The organism is Piscinibacter defluvii (assembly GCF_004011805.1).
Classification (GTDB): Bacteria; Pseudomonadota; Gammaproteobacteria; order Burkholderiales; family Burkholderiaceae_C; genus Piscinibacter; species Piscinibacter defluvii.
Window position 1 is genome coordinate 240,321 of the sequence record NZ_RCHJ01000014.1, and the last position, 12,750, is coordinate 253,070.

Below are 12,750 nucleotides of genomic sequence, written 5' to 3' on the forward strand. Positions count from 1 at the left end.
CACGCAAGGAGAGTGCGCTCGACCATGGCCCTCCCTATCGGCCCGCGGCGCCACAACTCCCGACGCAATGTTTCCTGCATCTGGTACAGCGTTGCCTCGTCCCCGCCGCGACCCTCGCACAAGCGGCATACCTGCCACCAGTCGTGGTGGCCCCATGCGCCTCGACCAGAGCCGGGCCGCCTCCGCCGCTGAATGCTGCATTCGAAACCGGCGTGCGTGAACGTGTGGGGCCCCGTGTCCCCAGGCCACTCGAACCCGTCCGGAATCAACCCTTCGTCGATCAATTGCGCTGCCGTGCCCTCCCAGTAGTCACCTTGTCGAGGAACGATGTGCAGGGTCAGTTCGCCCTCGACGAGCTCAGGTCGCGGTGGACAGTAGCCACCCCTACGCATGATGAACCCCGTGCGACAGATGTTGCAGCGCGGCAAGAACCTTAGCGTGACGGCCGAGTCTGACGAGTGTGTTTGAATCGATGTCAGCCATTCATCACTCCTTCCTAGTGGTGGGTGGTTAGGCCCGGCTCGCTGTGACAGCAGCATGCCGGGCCGCCTTGCCTGAAAGGGTCAGGCAGCCCTGAACGGGATCACCTCTGCCCCGTCACGCAGCTTGTCCAAGTGATCCGCGTACCACTGCATGAGCTTGGTCCGCTCCGGTAGGTGCATGGCCCTGTTGTAGGCCGCGCGCACGTCGTCGCGTTCCTCATGCGCTAGCTGCTTCTCGATCACGTCAGGCGCGAACCCGTGTTCGTTGGCGATCGTCGAGAACAGGGTGCGCATGCCGTGCGCCGTTGCCGTCCCCTTGTAGCCCAGGCGCGCCAAGGCGCTGTTCAGCGTGTTCTCGCTCAACGGTTTGCCGGGGTAGAAGGGGGAAGGGAACACCAGCTCGTCACCACCGGTCAGCGGCTTCATAGTGGCGAGCACGGCAAGCGCCTGGGACGACAGAGGGACCAAGTGCTCGGTCTTCATCTTCATGCGATCCGCACGTATGCGCCACAGCGCACGCTCGGTGTCGAATTCGTCCCAGCGCGCGCCGCGCAGTTCCCCGGGGCGAACTGCGGTCAGCATGAGCAGGAGAAGCGCATTCTTCGTGCTTGGGTCGCCCTCGTAGTTGTCCAGCTTGCGCAAGAACGCTGGCGCTTCGGCCTGCGACAGGGCAGGGCGGTGCTTCACCCGGTGGCCCTTCAGGATCTCGTCGGACCGTAGCGAGTAGGTCGGGTCAACGTTCAGAAGCTCGTGCTGGATCGCGTAGCGGAACACTGCCCGAATGCGCTGGAACACTCGGCCCGCGGTCTCACTGGCCCCAGTTGCCTCTACTGCCTTGACCACGTTGCGCACGTCCGCGGGCTTGATGTCCGCGATCGGCGTGCGGCCCAGCTTCGGGAAGACGTGGTTCTCGAAGCTGGCCTCGATCAGATCGGCCGTGTGCTGCGCCCACTTCGGCCCGCGATGCTTGAGCCACTGCCGGGCGACAGCCTCGAATCTGTTGGCTACCGCGGCGGCGCGGGCGGCCTTGTTGGCCTTTCTAGAAGCGCTCGGGTCGACGCCAGCAGCGACCTGCTTGCGGGCGCTGTCGCGCTTCTCGCGTGCCTCGGCCAGGCTCACCTCGGGGTAGGTGCCCAGCGACAGCAGCTTCTCTTTGCCGTCGAACCGGTACTTGAAGCGCCACCACTTGCCGCCCGCGGGAGACACCTCGAGGTACAGGCCGAGGCTGTCGTACAGGCGCTTGGCCTTCTCCTGCGGCTTGGCCCGCTTGATCGCCGTGTCAGTCAGCGCCATGGGGTAACTCGTCGTGGGTAGTGGGTAACTGAGGCTTGAATCTACCCCCACGAGTGCCAGGCTTCAACTGGACTTGGCTGGACTAGCCCGGATTCTTGCTCGCTGCCGCACCTCGTATTCACTACGGAAAGCGGACTTGGCTGGACATCCTCGGCCCCTGAACTGGTCCCCCCGACAGGAATCGAACCTGTATCTGCCGCTTAGGAGGCGGCCGTTCTATCCATTGAACTACGGCGGGAGGGCGCGATTCTAGGTCGCGCGAGTCAGTTCCAGCGCCAGGTCCAGATCAGGTCCAGCGAGCTGTCCTCGCCCGACTGCGCGCGCAGCGTGAAACGCTGGGCGATGCGGTAGATCAGCTGCCAGCTGCCGGCGGTGGCGGTCAGGCTGCGTTCGTAGCCCACGTACCAGCGCCGCGAGAGCTGTTTGCCGAGCGACACCACCGTCTCGCGCACCTCGCCCTCGCTCTGGCTGACCGACAGGTTGTCCAGGCCGAGCGCCTGCAGCAGCTGGTCGGTCGGGCCCTGCTTCTCGCCGGCCAGCAGCGCGAGCGCGGCACGTTGCAGCAGCGCGGTGTCGGTGCGGCCCAGGCCGTCGCTGGCGCGGCCCAGCACCAGCCAGGAGAGCTTGTCCATCTCCGACATCTCCGGCTCGGAGAACAGCCGCACGCGCGGATTGGCCGCGCTGCCGGTGACCGCGACGCCGACCCGCACGTCCAGGTTCGGGCGCGTTGCCTCGATGTCCAGGCGCGGGTTCTCCACCGGGCCGTTGAAGACCAGCTCGCCGCGGTCGATCTCCAGCTTCTGCCCGTAGGCGGCGTACTGGCCGTCGACCGCGCGCACCGTGCCGTCCACCGCCAGCTTGCCGCCCGGCGCGCTGAGGTGCAGGTCGCCAGCCAGGCGCGTGTCCAGCCCGCGGCCACGCACGCGCAGCGCGTCGCCCAGGTCCACGCGCAGGTCGAGCGCCACGCTCGGCAGCCGCACCGCCGTGCCGCCTGGCGCGGGGCCGGCGGGCGCCTTGGCGCCCTGGCCGTTGCCGCGCAGCACCACCACGTCGTCGCCCAGGCTCGGCGCGTCGCCGCGCGTGAAGTCGACCAGGCCCTCGTCGACGCGGAAGCGGCCGTCGAGCTGCAGCCGCTCGCGTTCCAGGCGCACCTGGCCGTCACCGCTGGCGACGATGCGGCGGTCGACCCGGCCGAGCAGCTGGAACTGGCGTGCCGCCACCGTCAGCCGGGCCTGCGGTGCCGCGCCGAGGCTGGCCTCGCCGCCGATCTCCAGCGTGCCGCTGCCGGCACGCGCGCTGAAACGTTCGATGCGCGCCGTCGCGCCCTGCAGCGCGATCGCCACCTCGCCGTCGCTGACGTTCACGCCCTGCAGGAAGTTGCGCACGCCGAGCCGGCGGCCCTGCAGCGCCCCGGTGTACTCGGGCGCCGCGAAGGTGCCGCCGATGCCGGCGCTGACCCGCAGCTCGCCGGCCAGGCGCCAGCCCGGCGGCACCCACGGGCCCCAGGTGCCGAGCTGCGCCACCTGCAGCTCGAGCACGCCGGAGACCGGCGTGTCCGGCGCCGGCCAGAGCGACTGCGGCGAGGTGCGCGCGACGAAGGCGCCGGCGGCCACGCCCAGCGTCGAGCCGGCCAGGCCCTGGGTGAAGCTCCAGACGCCGTCGGCCACGTTCAGGCCCAGCCGCAGGTCGCTCAGGCCGAGCGCCTGGGTGCCGGTCTCGTCGGTGACCGTCAGGTCGCCGCGTTCGCGCTGCAGCACGATGTCGGCCCGCACCGTCGGCGCGCTGGTCACCTCCAGCGTGGCGCCGACGCGCAGGTCGCCGCCCCAGCCGAACTCGGGCTGCAGGCGCGCCAGCAGCGGCGCCACCGCCACCGGGTCGATCGCGGCCCGGGCCTCCAGCCTGGCCGGTACCGCGCCGTCGGCGGCCTGCCAGGCGATGCGCTCCCAGCGCAGCAGCGCGCCGGGCAGCTCGGCGCGGCCGGGCTGCAGCTCGAGGCGCAAGGGCGCCTGCGCGAAACCGCCGGCCTCCAGGCCGACGGCGCTGCTGCGCAGCCAGGCGGGCTCGTCGGCACCGCTGCCGCGCAGCTCGAGCTGCTGCAGGCTGCCGCGCCAGCCGTCCACCTGGCCGGTGCGCTCCACCAGGCCGCCTTCGGCCTGCAGCGTGGCCAGGCTGGCCGGCCCGGCGGGGCCGCCGCGTGGCGGCTGCAAGGTGTCGAGCCAGGCCGGCGGCCGCGCCGGCACCCGGGCCTGCAGCTCGAGCCGGTGCGCGCGGCCGCTGCCCTGCAGGCTCAGGCGCGCGCTGTCCAGGCCCATGCCGCCCCGGCGCAGGCCGGTCAGCTCGGCCTGCGCCTCCACCGGCGCGTCGAGCGACAGGCCGGCGCGCCAGCGCGCCTGCGCACTGCGCAGCGAGGTGCCGTCCACCTGCAGCGCGCTGGCACTCGCCTCGCCCTGGGTGGCCAGCGCCGGCCAGCGCCCGTCGACCTGCACGCGGGCCTGCAGGCTGCCGGCCAGCGCAGCGTCGCCGCCGGGCGGCCGCAGCAGCGCCCAGACCGGGGCGAAGGCCGCCAGCGCCGGCGCATCGAGCACCAGCGACCATCGGTCCTGCGCGCCGCCGCGCCCGGTGAGGCGGCCCTCGAGCGTGGCGCGGTTGGGGCCCGAGTCGAGCGCGGCCGTCACCGCTGCGGTCTGCGCGTCGGCGTTGCGCCAGCGGGCCTGGCCGCGCAGCGGCACGCCGGCGAGCAGGCTGTCGGCCAGCTGCAGCGTGGCCTGCCCGCGCAGCGCGAGCAGCCGGTCCGCCAGTGCCGCGCGGCCGAACGCGGCCTCGGGCAGGCTCAGGTCGAACTCGCCGCTCGCGTCGATGCGGTGCGGGCCGCGGCGCCAGGGTGAGTCCTCGCGCCCGGACCACCAGGGCAGCGGGTCGAACCGTTCGAGCCGGGCCTGGCCCTGCAGGCGCCAGGGCGCATCGGCGCCGCTGCTGCGGGCGGCGCTGCCGGTCAGCGTGGCCGAGGCAGCGCCGGCGCGGGCCCGCGCGGTGCGCAGCTCGAGCCGGTCACCGGCCGCATCGCGCAGCGCGCGGGCGTCGAGCGTCAGCGCCAGCGCCGTGTTGCCCTGGCGCGGCGGTGCGCGGCCGGCCAGTTCGGCCGTGAGCGTGAGCTCGGTGGAGGCGCCGCCCGGCGGCGCGCCGCGCAGCGCGAGCGGGCCGGACAGCGGGACCGCCGCCGCGCGGGCATCCAGGCGCGCCGGCAGCACCTCCTCGAGCCGGGCGTCGAGCGACCAGCCGTCGCGCGCCCAGCGGCCGCTGGCCTGCACGCGCCCGGCCGGCTGCGCCGCGCTGCCGAGGCGGGCCTCGAGCGACGACAGCTCCAGCGTGGTCGGGTCGTCGGGCCGCGCGCGAAGCGCGAGCTGGAGCTCGTGCAGCGGCAGGCGGGCCTCGTTCCAGCGCCCGGCCGCGGCGTTGGCCAGGCGCAGGTCGACGCGGGCCGGACGGTCCATCGCATCGCTGGCCAGCCGCGCGGTGCCGCTCAGCGCGGTGCGGGGCAGGCGCGCATCGAAGGCCGACAGGTCGAGCGCCTGCGCGCGGGCGTCGAGCGCGCCCAGCGGCCAGGCGGCAAACGGGCGCAGCTGGGTGTCCAGGTCGAGCGATTGCGCGGCGGTGCCCGGCGCGGTGGGCTCGGCGCGCAGCGTGGCCACCAGCGGCAGCGCGGCGAGCGGGCCGTCGGCGCGCAGCGAGGCCTGCCAGCGCGCGTTGGCCAGCGCGCCCTCCTGGCGCAGGCCCAGCTCGGCCTGCACGGCGAACGGTGCAGCGCTGGCCAGGCGCACGCCACCCTGGCCGGACAGCGTGCCGTAGGCGAGCGAGAGCCCGTCGAGCCGGTGCAGCGCGCCGCCGTCGGCGCCCAGGTGCAGTCCGGCCTGCAGGTCGCGCAGCGGCTCGTCGCCCAGCGGCACGATCTTCACGCGGCCGGCGCGCAGCGCGGTGACCCGCAGCTCGAAGGGCAAGGCCAGCGACTCGGGCACGGACAGCGGCGCACCGTCGCTCGCGCCGGGCCGCACCTCGACCTGCGCGGCCTCGAGCCGCTCGACCGTGACGGCCACATGCCAGGCCCCGCTGCCATGGCCCAGCGTGAGGCCCTGCCAGCGCAGCGCGTCGATCACCACGGCGCCGCCGCGCGGCAATGCGATCTCGACCCGCTGCGCGCCGAAGTCCCCGAGCAGCGTGCCCTGCGGCGCCGTCACCCGCAGCCCCGGCACCAGCGTCAGTAGCCAGGCGGTGCCCGCCTCGCTGCGCAGCGACAAGGCGACGAGGGCCGCGACCGCCAGCGGCAGCACGAGCAGCAGCGTGAACAGCCAGCGCACGCCATGCAGGCGGGCACGCGGGGGCGTGGCGGGGGCGTTCACGGCGCCGGCGTCAGAACGCGATGCCCACGCTGACATGCAGCCGCACCCGGCGCAGTCCCTCGCCGTAGGCGAGGTCCATGCGCAGCGGGCCGACCGGGCTGCGCCAGCGCAGGCCGAGGCCGTAGCCGCGCGCCAGCTTCAGCGCGGTCCAGGTATTGGCCGCGTTGCCGGCGTCGAAGAACAGCGCCCACCACACCGACGGCAGCTTCGCCGACAGGGGCCGGGCGACCTCGGCGCTGCCGGTCAGCATCACGCGGCCCGAGGCGAGCGCGCCGTCCACCGTCGGCCCCAGCTCGCGGTAGCCGTAGCCGCGCACCGAGTCGTCGCCGCCGGCACGGAACAGCAGCGGGTCGGGAATGGCCAGCGTCTCGCGCGCGAACAGCTCGCCGGCCTCGGCGCGCACCACGCCGTACCACGCGGCGCCGAGCGGCTTGTAGACGGTCAGCCGGCCGTACAGCCGCGCGAACGGACCCTGGTCGCGCGCCGTGCCGGTGACGCCGCTGGTCCTGCGGCCGCGCGCCTCGCCGGCACCGGCCTGCAGCGCGAGCGTGTAGCCGTCGGTGGGCAGCAGCACGCTGTCCACCTCGCGGAAGGTCCAGTGGTAGTTGGCCCACAGCGCGTCGGCGATCGTGCTGCCGGCCAGCGTGTCCAGGCGCGCGTGCACCAGCTCGCCGTAGTACAGCCGCTCCAGGCGCTGCGTGTCCAGTGTGCGGCCGATGCGTGCGCTCGAGGCGGTGCGCAGCTCCTCGCCCGAGCGCAGCCGCTCGTACGAGCCGGCGATCAGGTTGCGGTACTGGCCCTCCAGCGGCCAGGACAGCAGCTCGCCCTCCCAGCGCTTGAGGTCCGAGCCGTACTCGAGCTTGTTGCGCGCGATCCACTCCAGCCCGAACGGCCGGCGGTGCAGGTGCTCGAGCGTGACACGCGGGCCGGTGTTGGCGCTGATGCCCACGCCGGTGGTGGCCTGCTGCAGCGGCTGCTCGCGCAGGCGCACGCGCACCGGGGTCTGCTCGGCCTGGGCCGGATCGGGGTCGATGTCGACCGTGGCGGCCTCGAACAGGCCGCTCTTGCCCAGGCGCTCCTGGAAGTCGAGCAGCGTCTTCTCGCTGTACGGCGTGCCGGGGCCGAAGCCGGCCAGGTGACGCACCGCGGATTCGTCGTAGCGCTCGATGCCGCTGATGGCCAGCGGGCCGAGCGTGAACAGCGGCCCGCTGTCGAGCTCGAGCTGCAGCGCCGCTGCCTGGCGCGGCACGTCGATCTGGGCGCGGGTGCCGGCCCAGGCGGCGGCCGGGTAGCCCTGCGCCCGCACACGCGCCAGCGTGCCGTTCTTGGCCGCCGACCAGTCGGCCTGGCGGAACGGCGTGCCCGGCGGCATCGGCCAGTCGTGCTGCAGCGCCGCGAGCTGCGCCGCGGCCGGGCCCTGCGGGTCGGCCTGTGCGGCATCCTGCAGCGCACCGCGGGCCGTCAGCTCGGCACTCGTCACGCGCACCTGCGCGCCGGGCTGCACCGTCACGCGCAGCAGCGGCAGCGCGCCGGGCGGATCCTCGCGCGCGATCGTCACGGTGGCGCCGAACAGGCCTTCGGTCTCGAGCAGCGCACGTGCCTGCGCGGGCGCGGCGGCGGCCAGGCGGCGCAGCTCGTTGTCGTCGATGGCGTCGGTTGCCGGCGCATTGCGGAAGCGCGCCAGGTCCAGGTGCTCGAGCAGCAGCGCGCGCAGCTCGTCGGGCGCCTCGACCTCGAGGCGGTACAGCGGCTGCGCCGGCGCGCTGCCCGCCTCGGCCGGCTTCTCGCCGCCCGGCAGCAGCGCGCAGCCCTGCAGCGCCGCGAGCACCAGCGCACCGAGCAGGCGGCGCGCGGCGGCGGGCGTCATTTGCCGAGCAGGCGCATCGCCCCTTCGAGGCCCTGCAGCGTGAGCGGGAACATGCGCTGGTTCATCAGCTGCTGCACGATCGCGATGCTCTGCCGGTAGCCCCACACGCCCTGCGGCTCGGGGTTGATCCAGGCGAACTTGGGGAAGGCCTGCGTGAGCCGCTGCAGCCACTCGGCGCCCGGCTCCTCGTTGTTGTACTCGACGCTGCCGCCGGGCTGCAGGATCTCGTACGGGCTCATCGTCGCGTCGCCGACGAACACCAGCTTGTAGTCTTTGTTGTACTTGCGGATCACGTCCCAGGTCGGCGTCTTCTCGCTGTAGCGGCGCCGGTTGTTCTTCCAGACGAAGTCGTAGACGCAGTTGTGGAAGTAGTAGAACTCGAGGTGCTTGAACTCGCTCTTGGCGGCGCTGAACAGCTCCTCGACGCGGTGGATGTGCTCGTCCATCGTGCCGCCCACGTCCATCAGCAGCAGCACCTTCACCTTGTTGTGCCGCTCGGGCACCATCTTGATGTCCAGCCAGCCGGCGTTGGCGGCGGTCGAGCGGATCGTGTCGTCCAGATCCAGCTCCTCCTCGGAGCCCTCGCGCGCGAAGCGGCGCAAGCGGCGCAGCGCGACCTTGATGTTGCGCGTGCCGAGTTCGAGCGAGTCGTCGTAGTCCTTGTACTGGCGCTGGTCCCACACCTTCACCGCGCTCTTGTTGCGGCCCTTGTCCTGGCCGATGCGGATGCCCTGCGGGTTGTAGCCGTAGGCGCCGAAGGGGCTGGTGCCGCCGGTGCCGATCCACTTGCTGCCGCCCTCGTGGCGCTCCTTCTGCTCCTCGAAGCGCTTCTTGAGCGTCTCCATCAGCTCGTCCCAGCCCATCTTCTCGATGGCCGCCTTCTCCTCCGGGCTGAGCTCGAGCTCGAGCTGCTTGCGCAGCCACTCGAGCGGCACGTCCTGGCTGAAGTCGGCCACCCTCTCGACGCCCTTGAAGTAGGCGGCGAAGGCGCGGTCGAACTTGTCGTACTGGGCCTCGTCCTTGATCAGCGCGGTGCGGGCGAGGAAGTAGAACTGGTCGACGGATTGGTCGATCACGCCGGCCTGCAGCGCCTCGAGCAGCGTCAGGTACTCCTTGACGGAGACCTTCAGCTTGGCCGAGCGAAGCGCGTAGAAGAAGTTGATCAGCATGGCAGGACCGCTTCCCGCCGCCGAGGATACACGCCGACGAAACTCAGCGCTTCGGCCCGGGATCGTGCCGCTTCAACCAGGCGAAGAACTCGCCGTACCACTGGCGCGAGTTGCGCGGCTTGAGCACCCAGTGGTTCTCGTCGGGGAACCACAGCAGCCGGGCGTCCACGCCCTTGGCCTTGAGGGTGTTGTAGTAGGCCAGACCCTGGGCGTCGGGCACGCGGTAGTCGAGCGCGCCGTGAATCACCAGCGTGGGCGTCTGCATGGACTTCACGAAGGCGTGCGGGCTCTGCGCATGCACCCTGGCCATGTCGTCCCAGTAGGAGGCGCCGAGCTCGCGCGGGAACCAGGTGTAGACGTCCTCGGCGAACATGCCCACCCAGTCGAAGCAGCCGGCATGGCAGACGTAGGCGCGGTAGCGCTCGGGCCTGGCATGCGCGTTCAGCCACGCGACCAGGTAGCCGCCGTAGCTGCCGCCGCTGGCGAACACGCGCCGGCGGTCGGCCCAGCGCTGCTTCAGCAGCCAGTCGGTGGCGCCTTCCAGGTCCTGCAGTTCGAGCTCGCCCCAGCGGTGCGTGATGCTGTCGAGGAAGGCGTAGCCGAAGCCGCTCGAGCCGTGGTAGTTGATCGCCGCCACCACGTAGCCCTGCGCCGCGAACACATGGTGGTTCCAGCGGTAGTGGAAGGTGTCGCCCGAGGCGGCGTGCGGTCCGCCGTGGATCACGTGCAGCACGGGGTACTTGCGCTTGGGGTCGAAGCCGGGCGGGTGGACCAGCCACATCTGCACCGGCTCGCCGTTCGCGCCGGCGACGTTCACCTCCTCGTGCGTGCCCAGGCGCAGCGCGCCGAGCAGCGTGTCGTTGAAGCGCTCGAGCCGGCGCGCCGGCTCGCCCGGGCGGTGCGCGTGCACCCGCGCCGGGTGGTCCATCGCATCGGCCACCGTCACCGCCACGTCGCCGGCCAGGTCGAACTGCTGCACCCATCCGCCCTCGACCATGCGGCTGGCGCGGCGCGTCTCGAGGTCGAAGCGCCACAGGTGGTTGCGGGCGCGTTCCTCGGCGGTGAAGCAGACGGCGCTGCCGTCGGCGCTCCAGCGCAGCGGCGCGTGCACGGCGTGGTCCCAGTCGGCGCTCAGCACCTGCCAGCGGCTGCCGCGGGCGCGCCGGTCCAGCAGCGCCAGCTGGCTCGGCATGGTGTGGCGCTTGCCCTGGTGGGCCGCAGTGAAGGCGATCTGCGAGCCGTCCGGCCCGTAGCGCGGGGCGTCGAAGTCCCAGTCGGCATCACGCGCCAGCACGTTCACGCGGCCGGTCTTCAGGTTCAGCTCGCCCAATGCCTTGCAGTGGTCCAGCCGCTGCTCGGGGTTCGGGTCGAAGGCGAAGGCAAGATGCAGGCCGTCGGGCGAGACGTCGAAGCCGGCCGCGTCGAGCTCGGCGCGCGGCAGCTCGTAGGGCGTGCCCTCGAACAGGTCGGTCACGCGCCCGGTGGCCACGTCCAGCACGTGCAGGTGCGCGACCCGGCCCATCGGCACATGGTGGTCCCAGTAGCGGTACTGGGCCTCGCCGGTGGCGTAGCCGGTCTCCTTGCGCTCCTTGAATTCCTTGGCACGTTTGGCCTGCGCGCGCGTGCCGCGCAGCTCGGGCCAGACCCAGGCGGCGAAGGCGATGCGCCTGCCGTCCGGGAACCACTTGAACGCCTCGATGCCGGGCGCGAAGTCGCTGATGCGGCGCGCCTCGCCGCCGTCGGGCGCGATCACGTAGAGCTGCGTGCTCTCGTCCTTGCTGCCCTGCTGCTCGCGGCGCGCCAGGAACGCGATGCGCTCGCCGGTGGGCGACCAAGCCGGCGCGCCGTCCTTCTCGCCGCACTGGGTCAGCCGGCGCGGGCCGCCGCCGAAGGTGGACAGCAGCCACAGCGCCGAGGCGCCCTTGTTCTCCTCCATCGAGTAGCTGCCCACCGAGCAGACCGCCTGTGCGCCCTCGGGCGAGAGCGAGATCGCCCCGACGCGGTCGAACTTCCACAGGTCCTCGACGGTGATGGCATTCTTCTTCTTCGCCATGAACGCTCCCGGTTTCAGCGCGGCCGCTCGAGCTGCCACAGCAGGTGTGCCTTGACCTCCGGCCACTCGCCGGCCGCCAGGCTGTACATGACCGTGTCGCGCACCGTGCCGTCGCGCCGCAGCGCGTGGTGGCGCAGCACGCCGTCCTTGCGCGCGCCGAGCCGCTCGATCGCGCGCTGGCTGGCGAAGTTGTAGTTGTCGGTGCGCCAGCCAACCAGCTGCGCGCCGAGCGTCTCGAAGGCGTGCTGCATCAGCAGCAGCTTGCAGGTGGTGTTGACGGCGCTGCGCTGGCGGCTCGCGGCGTACCAGGTCCAGCCGATCTCGAGCCGCTCCACCGCCGGCACGATGTCGTGGTAGCTGGTGCAGCCGATCACCGCGCCGGTGGCGGCGTCGAGCACCGCGAAGGCGAAGCGGTGGCCCTGCGCGCGGCCCTGCAGCGCCGTCTCGATGTAGGCGCGGGTGGCCTCGGGCTCGGGCACGGACGTGAAGCGCAGGTTCCAGAGCGCGCCGTCGGCGGCGGCCGTCTTCAGGCCCTCTTCGTGTTCCAGCCCCAGCGGGACCAGCCGCACCGGCGCCCGTTCGAGGATGACCGGGCCGACCGGCTGCATCAGCGGTTGTGCCTCTGCATGAACACCAGCTTCTCGAACAGCGAGACGTCCTGCTCGTTCTTCAGCAGCGCGCCCACCAGCGGCGGCACGGCCACCTTGTCGTCCTTGCTCTGCAGCGCCTCGAGCGGGATGTCCTCGGCCACCAGCAGCTTGAGCCAGTCCAGCAGCTCCGAGGTCGACGGCTTCTTCTTCAGGCCGGGCAGGTTGCGCACGTCGTAGAAGTTCTTCAGCGCGGTGGCCAGCAGTTCCTTCTTCAACGTCGGGAAGTGCACGCCGACGATGGACTTCATGGTGTCGGCGTCGGGGAACCTGATGTAGTGGAAGAAGCAGCGGCGCAGGAAGGCGTCCGGCAGCTCCTTCTCGTTGTTCGAGGTGATGAACACCAGCGGACGGTGCCGGGCGCGCACCAGCTCGCGCGTCTCGTAGACGTAGAACTCCATCCGGTCGAGCTCACGCAGCAGGTCGTTCGGGAACTCGATGTCGGCCTTGTCGATCTCGTCGATCAGCAGCGCCACCGGCTGCTCGGCCGCGAAGGCCTGCCACAGCACACCCTTGACGATGTAGTTGTGGATGTCCTTGACCTTCTCGTCGCCGAGCTGCGAATCGCGCAGCCGGCTCACCGCGTCGTACTCGTACAGGCCCTGCTGCGCCTTGGTGGTGCTCTTGACGTGCCACTGCAGCAGCGGCAGGCCGAGCGCCGTGGCCACTTCCTCGGCGAGCATGGTCTTGCCGGTGCCGGGTTCGCCCTTGACGAGCAGCGGGCGCTTGAGTGTGATGGCAGCGTTGACGGCCAGCATCAGGTCCGTGGTCGCGACGTAGTTGGAGGAGCCTTGGAACTTCATCGGGGACGGACTTGACACGTGTTCAGGCCAGTATAAGGGCCC

The 12,750-nt window shown here is 72.0% G+C and carries 7 protein-coding genes and 1 tRNA gene; all 8 read right to left on the reverse strand.

The genetic code is table 11. The features are described from left to right. Window positions 1–563: 563 nt before the first annotated feature. The 8 genes from D9C15_RS22165 to D9C15_RS22200 all read right to left on the reverse strand — a co-directional run bounded on the left by D9C15_RS22165 (window position 564) and on the right by D9C15_RS22200 (window position 12,708). A complete protein-coding gene (locus tag D9C15_RS22165; protein WP_128000639.1) occupies window positions 564–1,775 on the reverse strand; it encodes a tyrosine-type recombinase/integrase in 1,212 nt (403 codons plus the stop codon). Window positions 1,776–1,938: 163 nt separating this feature from the next. Next, window positions 1,939–2,013: transfer RNA gene (locus D9C15_RS22170), tRNA-Arg, on the reverse strand. 25 nt (window positions 2,014–2,038) lie between these two features. Then, the gene (locus D9C15_RS22175; RefSeq protein ID WP_128000640.1) at window positions 2,039–6,169 is read right to left on the reverse strand and encodes a translocation/assembly module TamB domain-containing protein; all 4,131 of its coding nucleotides are present in this window, start codon (window positions 6,167–6,169) and stop codon (window positions 2,039–2,041) included. Between the two features lie 10 nt (window positions 6,170–6,179). Continuing rightward, window positions 6,180–8,036, reverse strand: coding sequence for an autotransporter assembly complex protein TamA (locus tag D9C15_RS22180; RefSeq protein WP_128000641.1), 1,857 nt, complete (start codon window positions 8,034–8,036; stop codon window positions 6,180–6,182). Continuing rightward, window positions 8,033–9,205, reverse strand: coding sequence for a vWA domain-containing protein (locus tag D9C15_RS22185; RefSeq protein ID WP_128000642.1), 1,173 nt, complete (start codon window positions 9,203–9,205; stop codon window positions 8,033–8,035). Before D9C15_RS22185 ends, D9C15_RS22180 begins: the two co-directional genes overlap by 4 nt. A gap of 43 nt (window positions 9,206–9,248) precedes the next feature. Continuing rightward, window positions 9,249–11,258, reverse strand: coding sequence for a S9 family peptidase (locus tag D9C15_RS22190; RefSeq protein ID WP_128000643.1), 2,010 nt, complete (start codon window positions 11,256–11,258; stop codon window positions 9,249–9,251). A gap of 14 nt (window positions 11,259–11,272) precedes the next feature. Next, window positions 11,273–11,866 carry a GNAT family N-acetyltransferase gene (locus D9C15_RS22195; protein WP_128000644.1) on the reverse strand — a complete coding sequence of 198 codons (594 nt, stop codon included), beginning with the start codon at window positions 11,864–11,866 and terminating at the stop codon, window positions 11,273–11,275. Beyond that, window positions 11,866–12,708, reverse strand: a complete 843-nt coding sequence (locus D9C15_RS22200; RefSeq protein WP_128000645.1) for an AAA family ATPase — start codon at window positions 12,706–12,708, stop codon at window positions 11,866–11,868. Before D9C15_RS22200 ends, D9C15_RS22195 begins: the two co-directional genes overlap by 1 nt. Window positions 12,709–12,750 lie beyond the last annotated feature (42 nt).